This is a genomic window from Streptomyces sp. NPDC057623 (assembly GCF_042800355.1).
GTDB lineage: Bacteria > Actinomycetota > Actinomycetes > Streptomycetales > Streptomycetaceae > Streptomyces.
In genome coordinates this window covers 91,619-111,108 of sequence record NZ_JBHVGZ010000015.1, presented here as the reverse complement: position 1 = coordinate 111,108, position 19,490 = coordinate 91,619, and the positions used below count along the sequence as shown (strand labels likewise).

General features: G+C 69.0%; 20 protein-coding genes and 1 pseudogene. 3 read left to right on the top strand and 18 right to left on the bottom strand.

What is annotated here, in order from left to right:
• The first annotated feature begins 95 nt into the window (after window positions 1-95).
• Together ACFU95_RS18260 and ACFU95_RS18255 are read left to right on the top strand one after the other, a co-directional pair.
• Complete coding sequence (locus ACFU95_RS18260) at window positions 96-2,054, top strand: ATP-dependent endonuclease (protein ID WP_383828350.1); 1,959 nt, start codon at window positions 96-98, stop codon at window positions 2,052-2,054.
• Window positions 2,051-3,982 carry a UvrD-helicase domain-containing protein gene (locus ACFU95_RS18255; protein ID WP_383828348.1) on the top strand — a complete coding sequence of 644 codons (1,932 nt, stop codon included), beginning with the start codon at window positions 2,051-2,053 and terminating at the stop codon, window positions 3,980-3,982. The genes ACFU95_RS18260 and ACFU95_RS18255 overlap by 4 nt, the downstream gene beginning before the upstream one ends.
• Window positions 3,983-4,150: 168 nt before the next feature.
• Here ACFU95_RS18255 and ACFU95_RS18250 read toward each other — a convergent pair whose 3' ends face one another.
• The 4 genes and pseudogenes from ACFU95_RS18250 to ACFU95_RS18235 all read right to left on the bottom strand — a co-directional run bounded on the left by ACFU95_RS18250 (window position 4,151) and on the right by ACFU95_RS18235 (window position 8,545).
• Complete coding sequence (locus ACFU95_RS18250; RefSeq protein WP_383828346.1) at window positions 4,151-6,097, bottom strand: pentapeptide repeat-containing protein; 1,947 nt, start codon at window positions 6,095-6,097, stop codon at window positions 4,151-4,153.
• A 362-nt stretch (window positions 6,098-6,459) separates the two neighbouring features.
• Window positions 6,460-7,495: pseudogene (locus tag ACFU95_RS18245) on the bottom strand (SpaA isopeptide-forming pilin-related protein).
• Window positions 7,496-7,554: 59 nt separating this feature from the next.
• Window positions 7,555-8,046: a hypothetical protein gene (locus tag ACFU95_RS18240; RefSeq protein ID WP_383828344.1), complete on the bottom strand. Its 492-nt coding sequence runs from the start codon at window positions 8,044-8,046 to the stop codon at window positions 7,555-7,557.
• A 25-nt stretch (window positions 8,047-8,071) separates the two neighbouring features.
• Complete coding sequence (locus ACFU95_RS18235) at window positions 8,072-8,545, bottom strand: hypothetical protein (RefSeq protein WP_383828342.1); 474 nt, start codon at window positions 8,543-8,545, stop codon at window positions 8,072-8,074.
• 85 nt (window positions 8,546-8,630) lie between these two features.
• Between ACFU95_RS18235 and ACFU95_RS18230 the strand changes: the two genes are divergently transcribed.
• Window positions 8,631-8,876, top strand: a complete 246-nt coding sequence (locus tag ACFU95_RS18230; protein WP_383828340.1) for a hypothetical protein — start codon at window positions 8,631-8,633, stop codon at window positions 8,874-8,876.
• On the opposite strand, the gene ACFU95_RS18225 is transcribed toward ACFU95_RS18230, so the two are convergent.
• The 14 genes from ACFU95_RS18225 to ACFU95_RS18160 form a co-directional block, all read right to left on the bottom strand.
• Window positions 8,873-9,454: a DUF317 domain-containing protein gene (locus ACFU95_RS18225; RefSeq protein WP_383828338.1), complete on the bottom strand. Its 582-nt coding sequence runs from the start codon at window positions 9,452-9,454 to the stop codon at window positions 8,873-8,875. The two genes, ACFU95_RS18230 and ACFU95_RS18225, sit on opposite strands and share 4 nt — an antisense overlap.
• Before the next feature lie 54 nt (window positions 9,455-9,508).
• Window positions 9,509-10,162, bottom strand: a complete 654-nt coding sequence (locus ACFU95_RS18220) for an HAD family hydrolase (protein WP_383828336.1) — start codon at window positions 10,160-10,162, stop codon at window positions 9,509-9,511.
• Window positions 10,159-11,322, bottom strand: a complete 1,164-nt coding sequence (locus tag ACFU95_RS18215) for an MFS transporter (protein WP_383828334.1) — start codon at window positions 11,320-11,322, stop codon at window positions 10,159-10,161. Before ACFU95_RS18215 ends, ACFU95_RS18220 begins: the two co-directional genes overlap by 4 nt.
• Window positions 11,319-12,539: an ATP-grasp domain-containing protein gene (locus tag ACFU95_RS18210; RefSeq protein WP_383828476.1), complete on the bottom strand. Its 1,221-nt coding sequence runs from the start codon at window positions 12,537-12,539 to the stop codon at window positions 11,319-11,321. Before ACFU95_RS18210 ends, ACFU95_RS18215 begins: the two co-directional genes overlap by 4 nt.
• 94 nt (window positions 12,540-12,633) lie before the next feature.
• A complete protein-coding gene (locus ACFU95_RS18205; RefSeq protein ID WP_383828332.1) occupies window positions 12,634-12,972 on the bottom strand; it encodes a hypothetical protein in 339 nt (112 codons plus the stop codon).
• A 41-nt stretch (window positions 12,973-13,013) separates the two neighbouring features.
• Window positions 13,014-14,255: an MFS transporter gene (locus ACFU95_RS18200; protein WP_383828330.1), complete on the bottom strand. Its 1,242-nt coding sequence runs from the start codon at window positions 14,253-14,255 to the stop codon at window positions 13,014-13,016.
• Window positions 14,252-14,767, bottom strand: coding sequence for a hypothetical protein (locus tag ACFU95_RS18195; protein WP_383828328.1), 516 nt, complete (start codon window positions 14,765-14,767; stop codon window positions 14,252-14,254). The genes ACFU95_RS18200 and ACFU95_RS18195 overlap by 4 nt, the downstream gene beginning before the upstream one ends.
• Window positions 14,764-15,606 (bottom strand): winged helix-turn-helix transcriptional regulator, encoded by an 843-nt coding sequence (locus ACFU95_RS18190; RefSeq protein ID WP_383828326.1) that lies wholly within the window; start codon window positions 15,604-15,606, stop codon window positions 14,764-14,766. Before ACFU95_RS18190 ends, ACFU95_RS18195 begins: the two co-directional genes overlap by 4 nt.
• Window positions 15,607-15,637: 31 nt before the next feature.
• Window positions 15,638-16,060, bottom strand: coding sequence for a hypothetical protein (locus tag ACFU95_RS18185; RefSeq protein WP_383828324.1), 423 nt, complete (start codon window positions 16,058-16,060; stop codon window positions 15,638-15,640).
• A gap of 11 nt (window positions 16,061-16,071) precedes the next feature.
• Window positions 16,072-16,512: a hypothetical protein gene (locus tag ACFU95_RS18180; protein WP_383828322.1), complete on the bottom strand. Its 441-nt coding sequence runs from the start codon at window positions 16,510-16,512 to the stop codon at window positions 16,072-16,074.
• Complete coding sequence (locus ACFU95_RS18175) at window positions 16,509-16,967, bottom strand: hypothetical protein (protein ID WP_383828320.1); 459 nt, start codon at window positions 16,965-16,967, stop codon at window positions 16,509-16,511. The genes ACFU95_RS18180 and ACFU95_RS18175 overlap by 4 nt, the downstream gene beginning before the upstream one ends.
• A gap of 61 nt (window positions 16,968-17,028) precedes the next feature.
• A complete protein-coding gene (locus ACFU95_RS18170) occupies window positions 17,029-17,373 on the bottom strand; it encodes an SH3 domain-containing protein (protein ID WP_383828318.1) in 345 nt (114 codons plus the stop codon).
• A 201-nt stretch (window positions 17,374-17,574) separates the two neighbouring features.
• Window positions 17,575-18,135, bottom strand: coding sequence for a hypothetical protein (locus ACFU95_RS18165; protein ID WP_383828316.1), 561 nt, complete (start codon window positions 18,133-18,135; stop codon window positions 17,575-17,577).
• A 275-nt stretch (window positions 18,136-18,410) separates the two neighbouring features.
• Window positions 18,411-19,424, bottom strand: coding sequence for a terpene synthase family protein (locus ACFU95_RS18160; protein WP_383828314.1), 1,014 nt, complete (start codon window positions 19,422-19,424; stop codon window positions 18,411-18,413).
• Window positions 19,425-19,490 lie beyond the last annotated feature (66 nt).

The window sequence follows — 19,490 nt, the reverse complement described above, 5'->3', positions numbered from 1 at the left end:
GGTTTTGATCGAACTGGCCCGGAGGCCGCGCGGTTCCGATACCGTCATCCGCGCGGTATTGCCGCTCATGACATCGTTGGACCGGAAAGTGACGAATGTTCATCGAAAAGCTCGTGCTGAAGAACTTCAAGTGCTTCGGACCGGACGGCACCTGCGTCAGTCTGGATCCAGGAATCACTGCGCTCATCGGCGCCAACGGCTCGGGCAAGACCGCGGCATGCGAGGCGCTGCTGCGGCTGTTCGGGATATCCGCGAAGGAGCGGGCCGTACGCGTGGACGATTTCCACGTGCCCCTCGACGAGGCCGCCGTGCCTCCCACCCGCGAGCTGACGATCGAAGCAGTGCTGGCTTTCCCCGAACTCGACGACGCGGGCACGGAGGGCGAGAACCGTGAGGGTCAGGACGAAGTGCCCCGGCTCGTCCCGGAGTTCTTCAGGCGCATGGCCGCCACGGAGGATGGCGACCTGAAGGTTCGGGTGGTGCTCCGGGCTGAATGGGTCGATGACGGCACGGTGGAGGGCGCCATCACCGAGACGCGGCTGATCGTCAGCACCCTTGCCGAGGAGTACGGCGAGGAGGACTACGCTCCGCTCACTCCGGTGGAGCGCAGCCGTATCCAGATGGTCTACATTCCGGCGTCCCGCGACGGCGTACGCCAGGTGACCTCTTTCCTCCGCAGTCGGCTCTGGCGAGCCGCGCAGTGGTCAAGCGGCCTGCGTGACCTCGTCAGTGAGCACGCGGCAGAGGTCGCCGAGAAATTCACCGACGAACCCGTCGTCCGGGCGGTGGAGGTGGCGCTGACCGCACGATGGCAGCAACTCCATGATGCAGGCGTGCACTCGGACCCGAAGCTGCGACTCCTCGACGGCGACTTCGACCAGTTGGTCCGTGATTCCGAACTCGTCTTCGAGCCCGACCACAACGGCCGCCCGCGCCCCGCCCGCACACTGAGTGACGGGCAGCGATCGTTGCTGCACCTCGCCCTGGTGGCAGCTGCCCTCGACGTCGAGGGCGCGATCAACGACGGTCAGCACGCCGAGGACTTCGCGCTGGACGGCGCCCACCTGCCAAACCTGACCCTGATCGCGGTTGAGGAGCCCGAGAACAGCCTCTCCCCCTTCTTCCTGTCCCGGATCATCACCCAACTGCAGGAGTTGAGCGGCAGCCCGGCGACGCAGACGGTGCTCTCCAGCCACTCCGCCAGCGTCATGGCCCGCATCCGCCCCGAAGACGTCCGGTACCTTCGCACGGAGCCCTCCACCGGGACCGCATCGGTCCGCGAGATCACCCTCCCGGACAACACGACGGATGCCGGCAAGTATGTGCGCGAGGCAGTGCGCGCTCACCCAGAGCTGTACTTCGCCAAGTTCGTGGTGCTCGGCGAAGGCGACTCCGAGGAACTCGTGATCCCCCGCATCGCCCAGGCACACGGCGTCCAGCTGGATCCGTCGTTCATCGCCATGGTGCCGCTCGGCGGCCGACACACCAACCACATGTGGACGCTGCTGAACGATCTGGACATCCCGCACGCCACCCTGCTGGACCTCGACTACGGCAAGGACGGCGCCGGGCCGGGCCGGCTGCGCGACGCCTGCAAGCGCCTTGCCGACAGCGGTCTGAAGCCGCTGGAAGGGCTCATCGGCTACGACGAGATCGACGACATCACCGACGACCTCGAAGCCGATGCCATTCTCCCGATCTTGAAGCACCTGCGTACGTTCGGCGTCTTCTACGCCACGCCCCTCGACCTCGACTACGCCATGCTCAGGGCGTTCGAGGACGCCTACACGCACCTCGAAGCGGGCGAGCGCGGACCGGGTGCTGGCGATCCCGTCATCACGGTCATGGGCGAGAACGGGACCAGGGAGGACTACTGGAGGAACGCCGAGCGCCTTGAGTTGCTGGGCTGGTACCGCTACCTGTTCGTGAACCGGTCCAAGCCAAGCTCCCACATGAGCGCGCTCGGCCGCCTGAGCGACGCGGAGCTGAAGGCGGACGCGCCCAACGTGCTCAAGGCCCTCGTGCGTCACATCCAGGAGAAGATCTCCCTGTGAGCGTCCCAAGCCAGCCGGGCCCCACGATCCCGCCGACTGCGCGCGCCACCACATTGATTCCTGCCGAGGAATGGCGGCCGATCGGCATCTCGGACCTCGAACCGGCCGCGTGGGAAGCCCTGCGGGACACCGGCAATGTCGCCGTCGTGGCAGGTCCGGGCGCGGGCAAGACCGAGTTCCTCGCGCAGCGCGCCGCCTACCTCCTGCAAACCGGCATCTGCCCGTGGCCCCAGCGCATCCTCGCCATCTCGTTCAAGAAGGATGCCGCAGCCAACCTCGGCCGCAGGGTCGCTTCCCGGGTCCCGGAACACGCCGGCCGATTCGCGTCCATGACGTTCGACGCGTTCACGAAGAGCCTGGTCGACCGGTTCGCTGCGGCGCTGCCGGCGGACTGGCGGATGAACGACGGGTACGACATCCGCTACACGACCGATTCCGAGGTAAGCCAGTTCCTCAACGGCGTCGCCTTCTCGGCACCGCCGGCCCTGTCCGGGAAACTCGGCTTCCAGCCCCGGCGCTTCGTCCCCGACGTCGTGGGCGGCTGGCAGCTGCCCGAGAGCCTGCCGCCGGAGGACGAAGTCGACGCCGTCTCCTACGCCGTACGCGAGTGGTGGCGCGCACGCTATCTACGGTCAGGAACAGCGGAAGTCGATTTCGTCATGCTCAACCGACTCGCCGAGTTGCTCGTCCGCGCGGTGCCGAAGCTCAGACGCGCCCTGCGCATGACGTACCCCATGGTCTTCGTCGACGAGTTCCAGGACACGACCAGCGCACAATTCTCCTTCCTCACCTCCGTGTTCGGCGAGGAGACCACAGTCACCGCGGTCGGAGACAGCAAGCAGCGGATCATGGGCTGGGCCGGCGCTCTGCCCGAGGCACTCCAGCGTTTCACCGACGCCTTCGACGCCACTTCCTACGCGCTGGCGTGGAACTTCCGATCCAGCGACGGCCTCGTAGAACTGCAGCACGTCATCGCGAGCAAACTGGACCCGGCCACGGTACGGGCCACCTCGAAGGCGACCGCCGAAGTGGGGCACGAGCCAGCCGTCTTGTGGACGTTCTCGAACAGCGACCGGGAGGCGACCTTCATCGCCGACTGGATCGCCCGGGACATCGCCGCCTCGGACCGTACGCCGTCGGATTTCGCGCTTATCGCTCGGCAGACGATCAAAGACTTCGAGCCGCTGTTCCGTGCCCGCCTCGCCGCCCACGGCATCAGGGTCCGCAACGACGACGCCCGGCTCGGCAAGATGACCCTGCAAGACCTCCTGAAGAGCGAGACCGCCCGCCTCCTACTGAGTCTGCTCCGCTTGGCCAACGAACCTCATGGCCTCGCCAAGGTCTGGCGGGACGTAGCGGCAACCATGGAACGCCTCCACGGAGTAACCGAGGACGACACAGCCCAACGCCGCGTCGGCGAGGACCTGGCCGAACTGACCACCCAGCTCCGCACCTGGCTCCGTGCACACCCACCGACGTCCACGTCGGCCGCCGACACCGTCAACCAGGTCGTCGGCCTCCTCGACGGCGCCGCCCTCCGCCGCTACGTGAAGTCGGCAGTCCCTGGGGAGGATTTCGATACCGTCCTTGGCGCATTCGAGGCACGCCTTCAGACCGCGATCGACGGCACTAATGACTGGGGGCACGCGCTCGACGAGTTCGAGGGCGCTGATGCCGTCGTCCTGCTCACCGCACACCGCAGCAAGGGCCTCGAATACCACACAGTGTTCTTCCTCGGCATCCACGCGAAACAGTGGTGGGCGTACGGGAACGACCGGCGCGAAGGAACATCAACCTTCTTCGTAGGCTTGTCCCGGGCTGCTCATCGACTGATCTTCACCACGGACCAGACTGACCGCACCGGCCCCATCGGCGACCTCTTCACGATGCTCGCCGAGGCGGGCGTGCCCGAGGTCCACCAAGAATGACGACGGATTCCGACCGATTCGCCGCCATCCGAGACGACAACGCGTCCGGGACTCGGAATGAACTCCCGGGCCCGGTATCAGCATCGGTGCAATAGCGGCACCGCTCACCCGGCAAAGTGCGCTCACCATCGCGCCGGTGCGTCGGCCCGGCGCTATCGGCATGTTCGGTCACCGCTTGATGCGGCCTCGGATGGCGAGCAGGCCGAGTCCGAGCAGTACTGGTTCCGCTAGGCGAGAGGTCATCTCGGTGTAGGTGCCGGTGGTGGTCAGATCCTGACCGGATGATCGGAAGATCACCGAATTGACAACCACCTGCAAGGACTTGTCGAACCTCTCGCCCGACAGCCGCTCCTTATACGGTCCCTCCGGGTTGACCGGGTCGGGGATGTCGGTGGTCATCGAGATCGTGTGGCCGGTGAGCGTGCCGGTGCTCTGGGTCGTCGGGTCCTGGTGGGGCAGCCCCCACAGCATCATGACGAACACGGTCGTGGCCATGGCCCCCAGCAGCCAGCCGAAGGCCCGGGAGGCACGCATGCCGTAGCCGGACAGTGCCCAGTAGGCGGTCAACAGGCTTCGCTCGCCGCGGGGGATGTCGTCAGCGTGGCGGCGCATCTCCATCTCGCCGTAGTAGAAGTCGGCGGCACCGGGCTCGTGTTTGTTGTCTTCGAGCGACTTGCGCAGCGCCCGGTACACCGGTGCCAGCTCGGCCGGCTCCAGCACGTCCACCTGGGGAGGGGCGGGCGTCCACCCGTTGGCGTCCGGGGTGCGGCTGGCTCGCCAGTGGTGCTCTTCGATCAGGACTCGGCGGGGTGTCCAGTGCACCGGCCTCACGACCCGCCACCGCAGTCCCGGCGGGACGGTGTCCAGGCGGTATCGCCCTTCCAGCCGCACCTGGTCGAGATGGACCGCTCCGGCGAACAAGCAGGCTGAAAGATCCACGCCGTTCAGTACGAGATGCGCCGCGTCCACTCCCCGCAGCGAAACCACCTGCACACGGGAGTCAGCGAGACCGGGTTCGGCCATCTCCCTGCGACCGAGGGCGAAGGGCCGGGGCAGGGCGGCGACGGTCAACGGGTACTCCACCACCGCGTCGCTCAGATCCACCGACGCGTACCTCAGCCGCAGCGTCGCCGACGACATCCACCGTGTCCGCCGGCAGCACACCGCACTGGCCGACGCCTCGATGATCACGGCGTTGTTGAACACCGCCTCCGAGAGATCCAGTGTCCCCGTACAGGCCAGCGGTCCCATACTCATGGCCCGTTCGAACACGGTCTTGCGGAAAGTGATGTCGGTGCCGAACTGAGCCCCGCGGAACCAGACGTCACCACCAATCTCGGTATCGTCGAAGAAGGCACCGCCACCCACGTCGGCCCTTTCGAAGCGGACCTGGCCGCTGATCTTCGCCCCGTCGAAGACGGCTCCCTCGTTGATCGTCACATCGTCAAACAGGACATCTCCACCGATTCGTGTATCGCGGAATGCGACGCCCGCGCAATGTACGGTCGCTGCGGCGAATGAGACGTCGCCCTTCTCGATCTGTGCCTGATCGAAGTACACGTCACCGTAGAGCTGGGCCGTACCGAAATACGCGCCCTCCCGGATCTTCACAAGGTCGAACTGGCAGTCACCCCGGATCTCCGCCTCGGCGAACCAGGCTTCACCCGTGATCTCTGCGCTGGTGAAGTACGCAGCACCACCGATCCTGGCCTTCTGGAACGTCAGGTCGCCGCCGACTGTCGCTCCTTGGAACGAGGCGTGGCCCGTGATCCTCACTCTCTGGAATAGCGCCCTGTCCTTGATCTTCGCCGTGCCGAACTCGGCAGCGCCTTCGATCTCGGCCCCGGTAAATAGAACGGCGCCGCCGAACTCCGTCCCGGTGAACACGGCATCGCCGCTGATCTTCGCCCTGCTGAAGTCGGCATCGACGTCAAACTGAGCCGCGCTGAACTGCGCCTGCCCCACAGCCGGTCGTCCTGTGGCGGGTGCCGTGACGGCGGCGAGGAGTGCTCTCAGCAGCTCTGCCGAAAAAAGGGTGCCGCGGTGGTCGAGATCCACGCCGGGCTGCAGGCTGGCCAGGTAGGCCGAGCGGTCCGCGTCCGGCAGGTGCGCCAAGCAGCGGTCGTACGGCTCGACCTGACGACCGGTACAGCCGCCACGTGAGGAACCAGAGCCGTGGGCGCACCGAGGCCAGGAGGATGCCGCGTTGAGTGGTGAGGAAGCCGTCACATTGCCCAGGACGGCCGACTGCGGCAGGTGGTTGCAGCCTTCAGCGCCTGCAGCGGGCCAGGGGATGCCCGCGGTGCACGCTCGGAGACCGCGCATGCCGCTCGACGGGCCGTCGGGTCACAGACGACGGCAGCCGGGCCGGCTACGTGATCGCTACGCTCCACGTGCGCTGGCCTGGTGAAACGACAACGAGCCCGGGAACCGTTAGGGGGTTCCCGGGCCTTGGTATCAGGGTGTGTGCAGTTGTGTCAGTCTTCACCGGACAGCGTGGTCGCGTCGCTGCCGCTGCGGCGGGCGCGGGCGGCCACGATCGTTCCGATACCGCTGGCGACAAGCAGTCCTGCACCGCCGACGAGCCACGGGCTGACATCGGCCCCAGTGTGAGCGAGGGAGCCGACCGCCGCGGCCTTGGAGGTAGCTCGGTCGGACGCGTCAGCCGTCGGCGAAGAGCCGGTGCCCGTCGTCGGGGAGCCCGCCGAACTTGCCGCCGTGCCGCCACCCGCCGTGTCGCCCGGCGCGGTCGCCGTGTTGGTCGGCTTCTCGGAGGACGTGGGGGCAGGAGTCGTGCCGCTGGTCTTCTTGGCGTTGGTGATGGTCACGGTCACCGGGTCGCCCGGCTTGGCCTTGAACGTCTTCGCGGACGTGTAGATCTCGTAGTCGGTAGGCGCCTTCACCTGCTTGACCCAGAAGGTGCCACCGGTGCGGGAGGAGATGGGCAGTATGCCGCTGGCCGTTCCGTCGGAGCCGGTCGTCAGCGTCAGGATGGTCGTGTCGCCGCTGCCGATGTTGACCGTGGATCCGGCCAACAGCTTGCCGGTTTTGTCGTCCTTGGCCTTCAGCAGAAGTGAGGCGGACTTGAACGGGTCGACGATCGTGAGCGGGGTGTCGGTGCCGGGGGTGACGATGACGTCCTGGTCGTCGACCGTGTCGTGCAGGGTGCTGCCGCTTGTCGGAGATCTCCTTGAGGCGGTAGACGCCCGGTGCGATGTCCGTGAAGGCGAGCTTGCCCTGGGCATCGGTCTTGCCGTTCGCGGCCTCCTTGCCCGCGGAGTCGAAGAGGGTGAAGGACGCGCCGGCGAGTACGTCGCCGCCCGGGTCCTTCTTCAGGATGGCCACGCCGCCGGTCTCCGGCTCGGCCGCGTTGCGCGGAGTCGAGGACGTGGATGCGGACGGGGTGGGATCGGTGCTCTGGGCCGAAGCGGTCGGCGCCCAGGACAGGCTGCCGGTCACCGTGGCTGCGACGGCAACAGCGACTGGGAGGGTGCGAGCGGAGCGGATGCGCAAGAAGGAACTCTCCAAGGGATACAGGCGGGATCAGGCAAGGCGGGCTGCGGGGCGTTGGTTCAGCGGGAGCGGCCCGGCGCGGGGCGCGGGAGTGAAGTGGGCGGTCCGTTTACTGAACGGGAGGGTGCGTTGATCGCGTAGCGGCGGGCGGCTGCGCGGACGAGTTGCTGTTGCTGCTCGACGGGCAGTTGTGCGATGCCGGCCAAGCCTTGGGCAATGGCCAGGCCGAAGGGGGATCCGGCGTCCAGGCCAGCGGCCTGGACGATCTGCGCGGCGGCCTCGGCTTCGACGAGGATGCCGTAGGTGCTGGGGACACCGAGCATGGTCTCGGCATGGTCGCGGGCGCCGTCGAGGATGTCGCTGAGCGCGAGGTCATCGTTGAGGCAGTCCTCGACGATGTCGAGGAGGGTCAGCGTCGCGCTGTGTAGCCGGTCGCGGAAGTCAGGGTCGGTGATCCAGAAACCGTTCGGGCCCGACGGCGCGGGCGGGCCGTGGACCGCGGTGGTAGCCGGTTCCCGTCGGTGCAACGGGAACCAGCGAGGCGGGGGCATACAGAACTCCGTGGCGAAGGGGTGTTCAGCGGGTGCGGGATGCACTGGTGACGGGGGTGGGCTGAGCGACAGGCCGAGCTGCCGGTCGGGACACGGCAGGTGGCGGGAACCAGAAGTGGGCGTACTGCTCGATCGCGGTGCGCAGCCCCGTGCCGTCCGCGCCGTGCCACGGCGGCTGGCTGCTCTGGGCGTGCCAGTCGCGGATGACGGCGTAGCCGTCTCGGCCGGGCACGAGGTCGCGAGCCGTGTCGCGGCGGGCGAAGGTGCCGTGGTCTGCGAAGCGGAGGATCGCGATGTCGAGGACGCCCTGCTCGGGGTGGACGACGCGCAGGCGAAGTCCGTCGTACTCGCTGTGGCGGATGGTGGGGGCGAAGTCGATCCGTAGCCGCAGCGGCGAGTTCGGCTGCGGGGATGCGTAAAGAGCGTCGCCGACGATGACGTACGGGTGGAGAGGCAGTTCGATGACGTCGTCGAAGAACTGCTGGGCGTACAGGGCCAAGGAGCCTCTCTCGGGCGAAGGGGATCTGGTCGGTCAGCGGCGGGGGCCGGGGCGCCGAGCGGGCAGGACTGCCGACGGAGTTGTCGTGGTGCTCCAGCGCGGGATGCTGCGCGTGGTCAGCGCGGGCGCCCGGCGGGGGGCCTCCCGCCGGACGTCGAGCGGGGTCGGAACCGGCGGCGTGGGCGGTGTGACGGGAGTGAGCTGTGCCGCCTCGCGCAGCCCAGGGAGCAACGAGTCCCTCCAGCGCGGCAGGGGTGTCGGGTCGGACACACTCTGGGTGATGGCCTTCACCAGGGCTGTGGGGGTGTTGGTGGTGGCGGTGGCGTACTAGCGGGCGTACCCGTTCTTCGGTCCGCCCCACAGGTGCCATCGGGCCTCAAGGGTGGTGAGTTCCCTGTCGGGATCGAGGCGGCCGGTAGTGTATTCGCAGGTAGCCATCCCGTCGGGTGACTGCAGTTCCATCACGCCCCTGCGTGGGTGCTGGAACTGCCAGCCGTTCTTGATGAGCGGGACGAGGGCGTCGAAGGCGCCGAGCTCGGGGTCCTTGAGGTCCGGCTCGGCGAGGTAGGTGTCGGGGCCTGCGGTGTATGCCTGGGCGAGGGCTGTGGTGAAAGCGGTCACGAACTCGGTCGGGGCAACGTCGTTGAAGGAGACGCCCCATACGGGTGGACCGAAGCGGTCACGGTAGGCGTTGATCCGCCACAGTCCGTCGTCCTCTCCCTCGGGCAGGAAGCCGAGGCGGACGCGGTGGTCGGGCGAGATGGCGTAGGTGTTGTCGCGATCGTCGCAGCTGAAGTCGAAGCCGAGCGCTTGCAGCGGCTCCAGGGCGGGATCAACAGACCACGAGGTGCTGGCAAGGTAGCGGGGAAAGACGTAGACGTCGCCGTCGATCTCTTCGGTGTCGGACACAGGCATCCTGGGGTTGGGGCTGGGCGATGAGCAGCGCGGGGCGGGCGGGACGGGTCAGGATTCGGCACGACCCGCGAGCTCTGGCAACAACTGTCGTTCCAGGTAGGCGTGTTGGCCGGTGTGGTGGTGGGTGCGCAGGCCCAGCTCGGCGGCTGCCCGGCAGTTGTCTGCGCGGTCGTCGACGAACAGCACCCGGCCCGGGTCGGCTATGCCGGTGGCGGCCAGGGCGTGTTCGTACGTGGCCGGATCCGGTTTGCACAGGCCCAGGCGTGCGGAGTACAGGGCCTCGTCCATCAGTTCGCGCCGCCAGTCGGTGGCGTCCAGGACGTTGCTGAGGTGGGCCGGGGCGTTGGAGAGCAGCACCATCGTCAGCCCCGATGTGCGGGCGCGGTACAGGGTGTCGAGGACGCGTGGGTCGGTGCGGGTCCACATGGCGGTGTCGGCATCACGCAGGGTGCGCAGCCATCGCGGGCCGGGGTGGTGACCGAGCACCTTGGCCCAGTAGGCGAGATCGCTCAGTTGCCCTGCGTCGTAGGCGTTGCGGGGAGCCCAGAAGGCGTCCTGGAACGAGGGGAGATGCCGGTCGGGCCACTCGGCGAGGTCGGCCAGGCGGGTCCACATGGCAGTCGGGGGTTGCAGTCCCGCAACCCCGTTGTAGTCGAGGATCAGCGCTTCTACGCCGGTCCGGGAGTCGTGGGTGCGGGTCAAGGGGTCGTTCTCTCCAGGGCTTTGGGGGCGAGGGTGGCGACGGTCACGGCGAGGAGGGCGGGCAGCAGCAGCGCGTGCGGGAGCGCAGTGACGGTGGCGAGGGCGCCGATGACGGCGGGACCGGCGAGCAGGCCGACGTAGCCGGTGACCGCGACCGTGGCGACCGCGCGGGGTCCGCCAGTGCCCGCGGCGGTGATCAGGCTGGGGATGGTGACGGACAGGCCCAGGCCGAAGGCCGCCCAGCCGAACAGGGCGCAGGCGATAGTGGAGCCGGCCAGTCCGGTGGCAAGCCCGAGCGCGGCCAAAGCGGCGCCGGCGCGTACGACGGCCGAGGCGCCGAAGCGGGCGGTGAGCCGGTCACCAGCGAGGCGGCCTGCGGCCATGGCGGCGCTGTAGGACCCGTATGCCGCAGCGCTGGTCGCGGCCGTCGCGCCGAGGTCGTGCAGGTGGACGGCAGCCCAGTCGGCAGCAGCGCCTTCGCCCAGCAATGTTGCCGCTGCCAGGACGCCCAGCAGCCACACCCGGGGCCGCGACCGGCCCCCGCGTTCGCCCGAGCCCTGTGCAGCAGGATGGTGCACGGGCTTGAGTCCAGAGCTGGCGAGTGTCCGGGCCAGAGCCGTCGTGGCTCCTGCCGCCGCGGCGGCGCAGACGGCGACGCCTGTGAACAGAACGGTGTGTGAGGTGTGAGCGGTGGCCGCGGCCAGCGCGGCGCCGAGGAGGGCGCCGAGGCTGTAACTCGCGTGCAGCCGCCCCATGATGGGGCGGCCGTGGGCGTCCTGGCAGCGGACCGCCGCGGCATTGGCCGCGACGTCGAGGACGCCGTGCGCGACGCCGAAGACGAACGCCGCCGCGAACAGACTCTCCAGACTGGAGCAGACCCCGAGGACAGCGAGCCAGGCGGCGAGAGTGATGGCGCCGCCGGTCAGCAGCGCGGGCAAGCGGGCCGGACGGGCAAGGCGCCCACCCGCCTGGAGTCCGGCGACCATGCCGAGGGCGGCGGCCAGCAGGACCAGGGCAAGCCCACCGGTGCTCAGCTCGGCGGCGGACTGGACGGCGGGCATGCGGGCGCCCCAGACGGCCATCACCACACCCAGGCCGGCGAAATACCCGATCAGCAGGCGGCGGCTGCGCACCAGCTCGATCGCTACGGTTGTCCTCACGTGGCGTGCTCCCCGGTGGCCGGAGCCGTCTGCGGGGCAGCGGCCACCTGGACGTCGAGGTGGCGGTACGCCTCTTGGGCGCGGTCCTGGGCGGCCGTGGCGGTCGGCCCTGCGGTGATGAGAAAGCCGATGCGGGCGGTGAACAGATTGCCGCCGTCCTGGGGGAGCACGAGTTGGTCTCCGGGCTGTCGCTGGAAGCGCACGCGCTCCACTCCCCCAGTGGGCTTCACGACACTGCGGGCGGTCAGAGTGCCGGAGTAGGCGGGGTAGATGAAGCGGATCGCCGCAGCCTGGCGGCGGGTGGGCGTCAGGTCAGGGGTACGTCCGCAGGCGATGTCGGCGGCGGCGCGGGCGAGATCGACGCCGGTGGCCAGGTGGACGAGGTGACCGATCATGTCGCCGGCGATGCGCGCGTTGACCTCGATCAGGCGGGGGCGGCCGTCGACGATGCGGATCTCGACGTGGCTGACGCCGTGGGTGATGCCGACGGCGTCGAGGGCCGCGACGGCGACCGGCGCCACGGTGGCGAGCAGCGGGTCGTTCGCGTCGACCACGTGCGCCAGCTCCTCGAAGAAGGGCGGCATCCCGACGGTCTTGCGGGTGACGGCGACCACGGTGGTCTGCCCCTGATGGGTGACGCACTCGACGCTCACCTCCGGGCCGTCGAGGTACTCCTCGACCAGGACCTGAGTGCTCTCCACTCCGTGGCCGGCGGTGCGCGCGGCGAAGGCATACGCACCCGGAAAGTCGTCGGCCGTGTCGACGCGGATGACGCCCATGCTCGCGGCGTGCGCGGCGGGCTTGAGGACGACGGGATAGCCGATCAGTGCGGCGGCATCGGCCGCCTCCCGCTCGGTGCGCACGCTGACAGATACGGCGGAGGGCACTCCGTGGCGGGCGAACAGGCTCCGACTGGTGTGCTTGTTGCGGCAGCCCTGGAGGGTTTCTGGAGCCGTGGTGGGCAGGCCGAGCTGGCGGGCGAGTCGGGCGACGGGGACGAGGTACCACTCGGTCCAGGTCATAACGCCGGCCAGCTCGTAGCGTTCGGCGAGCGCGCGCCCGGCCGCGCCGAGTGCCGCCTGGTCGGTGGGGTCGGCGACGGCGTAGTCGAGGAGGAAGTCCTTCTCCCAGGTCGGCTCGGCGCCGGAGATCAGGACGACGTCGTAGTGGGCGCGGACGTTCTCAAGGCAGTAGCCGCGATATGCGTGCGCCTCCATGTCGGCGGCTGCAACAACCAGGGCGACGGGGCGAGAGGACAACAAGGCTCCAAACAGTGGCAGGACAAAGGAGGTTGACGGCAGACGGCCGGGGTCAGAGGGTGCGGCGACGTCGCAGCTCGAAGGCACTCGCCCAGTGAGGGTGGTCCTCGATCAGCTTTCGCGCATACAGGGCGGTGAAGTTGTTGTTCAGTCCGCGCACGCCCGCGGGCAGTTGCCAGCGCATGTCCTCGAACAGCGCCTTCAGTCCGACCCGGGTGGCCCCGGTGGCGAGCCGGTCGGCGGTCAGGCGCTCCAGCGCGCGGTAGACGTACGGGTGCTCGGCGTCGAAGGCGAGGAACCGGTCGGTCAGCGTGGGCCGTGATCCTGCTCGCAACGAGGGTCGGGATATCGGCAGGACCGACTGCTCGGCCGGGGCGTGGGACGTGGGCATAGCGGGTCTCCGTGAGGTGGGCAGGAAGGCGACCGGACCGGTCAGGCGAAGGAAGTGCGCAGGGCGGGCGTGGCGCGCAGCCGGGCGAAGGCGGTGAACAGGCCCGCAGCCTGGAGCACGGCGCAGAGCGTGATGACGTGGCCGAGCTGGGCGGGCGGCACGAGGGCGACGAGGACGCCGGCCACGGGGAAGGGCAGCAACAGCAGCAAGATCGTCAGGGAGAGGGTGGCGCCGAACACGTCCGCGGGGATGAGGCGGGAGCGAAGGGTGCGCAGCACGACGGTCATGCCGCCCTCGCCGGCCATGAGGACGGCGATCAGGGCGAGATAGGCGTGGTAGGTGCCGGCGACGGAGACTGCCAGGCACGCGGTGGCGGCGATCGTTGCGGATACGACGCCGACCGGCCACAGGCCGACGCGGTCGATCCCCTTGCGGCACAGGAGGACCGCGCCGAGCGAGGCGACCGCGGCAACCGACCAGATGAATCCGACGTCGGCCGTGGAGTGGCCGAGCTGCTTGACGATGATCACCGGGGCGGCGGCCTGCAGCAGGCCCACGGCCAGGTTGGACACGGTCAGTCCGGCCACCAGCCAGCCGAGTGCCGGCAGGGCGCGCAGGGTCGACCATCCGGTGCGCAGTCCCTTGCCGACGGGCTGCGTTGCGGCGGGCTCGGGGCGCAGGTGTTGGCGCGGAGCGAGGACGCTGGTGAGCAGGGAGAAGACGGCGATCACCAGCAGCATGCCGGTGGCGCCGGTCCACTGGAGCAGGAGGCCGGCCAGTGCGGGTCCGGAGAGGGTGGCAACCTGGTCGATGCCGAGCAGCACCGACTGCACCCGGTGGGCGCGGGCGCCGGCCTCACGGCTGGCGACCCCGCCCGCGGTCTCGGCCGCGATGTACGAGCACTCGGTGAGGATGCCGGTGGACGCGGCGAGGACCATGACGGTGACCGTTGCCCCCAGCCCCGCTTCCTGCTGCGGCAGGAGGTACGCGGCGGCCAGGACGACCAGGGCGCGGGCAACGGAGGCGTAGCGGAGCACGGTGGTAGTGCCATGGCGGTCGACCAGGGCCCCGGCGAAGGCGAACGCGCCCAGTCGCGGGATCCATTCCAGCGCGAAGGCGAGGCCGGTCAGGGCTGCGGAGTTGGTGGTGGCCAATACCAGCAGCGGGATTCCGTAGGTGGCCATGGCGAACGCGGCGGCGTCCGTGCTGCGCGGCAGGTAGATGCCGCGCAGCACTGTGGGGACCAGGCGGCGGGCATGCCGCGGTCCGACACGGGATCTCACGCAGCGCGCCCCGCTTCCGCCCTCTCCTGCGCGGAGCGGGCATCGGTGTGGTTGAGGACGCGGGGGTTCGCCTGCAGAAAATCGGTGAGGACCTGATGCGGCGCCGACGGCTCCAGACTCGAGCCGAACGCCTGCGGGCTGCGGCTGCGCAGCTGGAGCGTGTGCTGGACGCGGGTGACGAAGTCGGTGCTGGTGTCGGGGAACTGACGGGCGCGCGCCCAGCGGGCCGCGGTGTCGTACACCTCGGCCAGAGCCTCGCCGCTCACGGTGAGCCGGTAGCGGTCGGGGGCCTGTTCGTCGGCGTGGACCAGGCCGAGGTCGCGGGCGACGTCGATGGCGTGGCGCAGTTGCCCGGCGGTGAGGTCGCCGAAGGCGCCCTGAAGGCTGCCGCGCCGGTGGCTGATGGGGCCGTTGTCGTCGATCTCGGTGACCAGGCGGATCAGGCCCGGCAGGGTCAGGGTCCGGATCGCGCGGCGCTCGTGCAGGAGGTTCTCGGGCAGGGAGCGGGTCATCGGCGCGGGCCTCCTGCCGGGGAGATCGGGCGGGCGGGTATCTGGTGGGAGAAGAGGTCGCCGGGCTGCCACGCCGGGCCGCCCGGGGGCGTCGTGGTCAGCGCGGGACGAACTGCTGGCGCGGCCGGAACCGCCGGTGCGGGAAGGCGGGTCGGAGTGGTCGCCCACGGGCCGGAACGGTTCTGCGACGGGGCGGTGGCCCAGGCGGAGATCGCCTGGAAAACGGGGGCGAGTGCCCGTCCGCTCGCGGTCAGCTGGTAGCCGCCGGTTCCGCTGGCCGTGACGAGGCCGTCGGTGACCAGGCGTTCCAGGGGCTTGTAGACGGCGGTCAGCCCGTAGCCGGGCATGGCCTCGGTCGCCAGCGTCTTGGCCGTCGCGATGCCCCGGGCCTGCAGGGAGAACAGGATCGGGGTGGCGTGCCGCGGCACGAGCAACGCGACCGCGTCGTCAATGTTCTGGGCCGGCGCGATCCGCTCGGGCTCCAGCTCGCCGGTGTGCTTGTTGGCGACCAGCTCCTTCTCCAGATACGTGTCGCCCCAGGACGCGATCACCGAGAGGACGGGCAGCAGCGCGGCACCGCGGCCGGTGAGGCCGTAGGTGACGTGGCGCGGGGCGTACTCCGTACGCTCGATGACGCCGGCGTTGGTGAGGTGACGCAGCCGGGGGTGGAGCTGCCCGTCCGCCAGCCACGAAAGCCTCGGCTTGAACTCGGCGTAGCGCAGCGGCTGGGAGGAGACGGTCATCAGCACCCACACGCTCCAGCGCGGAGCGAGCAGGTCCAGGGTCTTGGTGACGCCCAAGAGATCGTTCGGTGTGGCGGGCGGCGCGGTGGTGGCCAAGAAGGTGGCTCCTCAAGCGGTACGGGGGGGGTCAGCGGGTGCGGGAGGTGGTCGCCGTCGGCGTGGCGGGGGCCGGTACAGCCGGCAGGTGGGTGTCCGGGGCGGACACGCGGCGCAGGCCGCCCAGGACCGCGCTGATGCTCTTTGCGTAGGCGTCGCGGGTGGCGACGGACTCGGCGATGCGACGGGCGCAGTCGAGGATGTGGCCAGCGGCGAAACGGCCGATCTCCTGGTCAGGGCCGGTGAGTTCGCGCAGTCGCTGCAGCTGGAAGGCGATGTTGCGTTCGGCGAGGGCCAGGTCCCCGTGGGTGCCGGTCAAAGCGGCGAGCAGCGTGGTCTCGGGGGTGGCATCGGCGATGGCTTCGAGTTCGGCGAGCGGCTGTCCGTACAGCGCCTCGATGCGCTCGGCGACGAGCTGGGAAACGGCATGGGACGGGATGTCAGGCTGGGGCAATCGATGGACTTTCAGGGACGTCGTATCCGCACCGCCCCGGCGCGGGATGCTGCCGGGGCGGGCGGAGCGGTGGCGGCGATCTTGGGACTCAACCCGGCGCGTGATGCTGCTACTTGGTTCGGCGCCGGCATGGTGCGCAGCACCTCGTCGAGTGCGGCGATGCAGCCGTCCCGGCCGGCCAGAGCCGCCTCCAGCCACTGGGCGTCCCACCGCAGGCCCTCAGCGGACAGGTCGTCCATGTCCCCGTCGGATTCCGTCGCGGAATGGACGCGGTCACGGACGCGGGCCACCTGCTCCTCCGCAATGGCGAGGAAGCTGCGCAGTTCCAGCGCCCGCTGAAGTGCGGCATTGGCCTCGCCGCGGGCGGCCTGCGCGTACAGCTCGGCTACCTCGGCGCCGAACGCTTCCTGCAGAGCCGCATCACGGCTGCTGGACTTGTCGATGACGCTCACCGCGTGGCCCCGCGCGCCGTGGTGTTCCGCGCGCTGGGCAGCGTAGGCGGAGAAGTAGGCAGGGCCGGAGCGCGACGAGCAGCCGGGGAAGCGCCGCGCCACACCCCGGGTCCGCGCTTGCCGGGAGCGCTGGGGTCGAGGAGGTACTTCACGACCATGGCTCGGCCGTCGCGGGAAGCGACAGCGGCGTTGACCTGGTGGGCCAACTCCATGACGGGATCGTCGAGTACGTCCGGCGGCTGAGTGCCCAGCGCCTCGACGAGCGCGTCCTCGGCGACGTCGAGGGCCTGCTGCGTTTCGGCGAGCAGGCCGTACCAGTGCACGACGGTGGTGGCCTCGGGATCGGCCTGCGGTGCCGCCTCAACAGCCCGGCGCAGGTCGGCGAGCGGCATCTGGAATCGGTCCTCGATTCGCTCGGTAATGACGCCCATCACGTCATCGCTGGCGTCGAGCACTAAGAGCTACCCTTCGTTTCGGAAATTCCGGTGTGGGAATGGGAAATGGGGTGACGGTGGGCTAGTCCAGGCACATGCCGGCCGGGCGGTAGACATACTTGGCGGAGACCCAGCCCTTGACGCCGGTCGTCCTGTCGGTGATGTAGCGCCACTTTCCGCTGGTCTTGTGCACGGTGAACTTGTGGCCCCGATACAGAATCCCGAGTGCCTTGGAGTTGGCGGACGCCTTGGCGCGGATGGTGACGGCCTTGGTGCTGAGCGTCCACGGTCCGGGCTTGCTGCAGGTCGGGTCGGTCATGGAGGTTGGCGCCTGCGCGGGTGCGGCGCTCGCGGTGGCGGTGGAGACCAGCGGCAGCGCGAGGGCACCGAGCAGGGCAGCCGAGACGGCTATGCGGGTTGAGCGCATGGGGGATTGAGCTCCATTTCGAGGAAAGGGCATACGGGAGAAGCAGCCCCAGGCGGGTGCCGTGCGGGCTGAGAACAAGAGTCCGGAGAATCCCCGGTTTCGGTAACCGGGGATTGCGTGCTATGTTCCGCGCCGCCTCGCACACGGCTGATGGCAATTCGCCGGGGCAGGAAGGCGAAATGCCGTCGGGTTAGCGGGAGTTCAGCGGCCCGGCCCGCGCGGCGGGGCGGGGCGTGCCGGCAGGGCAGGGAGGGCGGTGACGGGCCGGGTTGCCGGCGAGGCCGTCGGCAGCGAGGGCTCGTCGCCGTTCCAGTGCGCTTCCCACCACTGAGTGGCGGCCTCGAAAGTCTGGAAGCCGCCCTCGCGCAGAGTGTGCGTCCACGCGGTGGTGTCGACCTCTTCGAGCAGGACGCGGAAGGGCAGTGCCGCCTTCTCGTCGACGGCACGCAGCATCACCGTCGTCTGGATCGGGTCGTCGTCGCGTGTGTAGCTGGTGAGCAGGGCGAAGTGGTCGCCGTCGCTGCGCAGACGCTGCTCCAGCACGCGGGTGGCGTCGTTCGCGGCCGTGGTGCCCATGCCGTCGGGCAGGAGGATCTTCTCCTCGGGGCAGCCTCGGGCTATCAGCCAGGACTGCGCCATGGACGGCAGTGGCAGCTCTGCGTGGTCAAACTGGTAGGTGCACGCGGCCGGGTCGCGTTTGAGGTGCAGGGCGACCAGCTGCGGTTCTCCAGGGATGCCCCAGGTGACGGCGCGGTTGTGCATCACGTAGATTCTCTGCACTTCACTCTGCAGGGTGAACAGGTGGGTGAGGTTAGACGAGGTATTTCGAATCTAACGGTTTGTCGGCAAAAGGCGCGCTCGGTCAGCGCGTCAACTGATCGAATCCGCGAACGACGCCCTGAAAGGTCTGCTGGAACTCCAGCAGCACGACGGCCGCACCCATGAAGGCGTCGCTGTCCACGTCGCCCAGCGCCTCCTCGCGTTGTCCACCACGATCTGGGACAACCACAAGACCGGCCAGACCATTGCCCGTTCGCTTATTGCGTACGATCACCGAAGGTGAAAAGACCACCGTGTTCGAGGGCGCGTTCGGGCGGGTTGGTATAGCGAGGCGTTTGGTGGTGATAGTCGAAGTTTGCTCGGACGTAGCGGAGATAGTCGTCGGTGGTGCGGAGCGCGTCGGCACGGGCCTGTCCGGTGATCTGGGCAGCGTCCAACTCGGCCGGCAGCCGCTGTTTGGCAGCGCGCATGCGGTGGATGCAGGCGGTGAGCATTTCGTTGACGATCTGCATGGCTTGCTGGCGCGGGTGCCGATGGTGATGTTCGAGGAGCAGGACCGCGTTGTAGAGGTAGCCGACGGCCTCATCGCTGGGAAGAGAGTAAATGTCGTTGTAGAGCCCCATGTGCTCCTCAGCGGCGTCGCGTAGGTCGCGCAGAGCGGGCAGGTGCCGAACCCCCGGGGCAAGGTCAAGGCCGGATGCAATCTCACTGATGTCCATGAACATGTACAGCGCCACCCCATCCCGCCGGTGCGCCCGATAGTCCTCCAGTTGCGGTAGGTATCCGGTGCTCGATCCGACGGCCTCCCGGTAGTAGGTCCACCACCAGGCCCGGACTTCGGTACGGAATGCTTGGCGCCACCCGGCCGAGCGACCGGGCGACAGCCTCTGCCACAGGTCAGCGAAAGCTTCTACCAGCGGACCGGAAGGCTGACCGGACATGTGGCCCGGCCGGTCGAACACAGCGTCCAGCGCGGTGATTACGTCCAGGCAGCGTTGCGGGTCGGGCGCGTGGATGTCGAATTGGTCGTCCACGATGAAGGCCCACGCCAGGTATTGAGTCAGCAGGGACAACACTTCCGGCGCGGCTTGCGGACACCACCGCGCGTACATCGAAGCGGGGCGGGTCCGCTCAACCCGGCGTCGATCCGCTTGTGTAGGCAGTAACCCGTTCGACTCCAGCCAAGTCCACATCGTCGCCTCGGCCTCACTGGCAGCTGGGTTGACACCTTGATCTCGGAAGGGCATGTAGAAGGTGGGCAGCTCAAGCATGTCCTGGTCCCCGTTGCCTCAGACTTTCGTGGCCTTGCCATTTTCTGCCCGTTATCCAGACTCGCG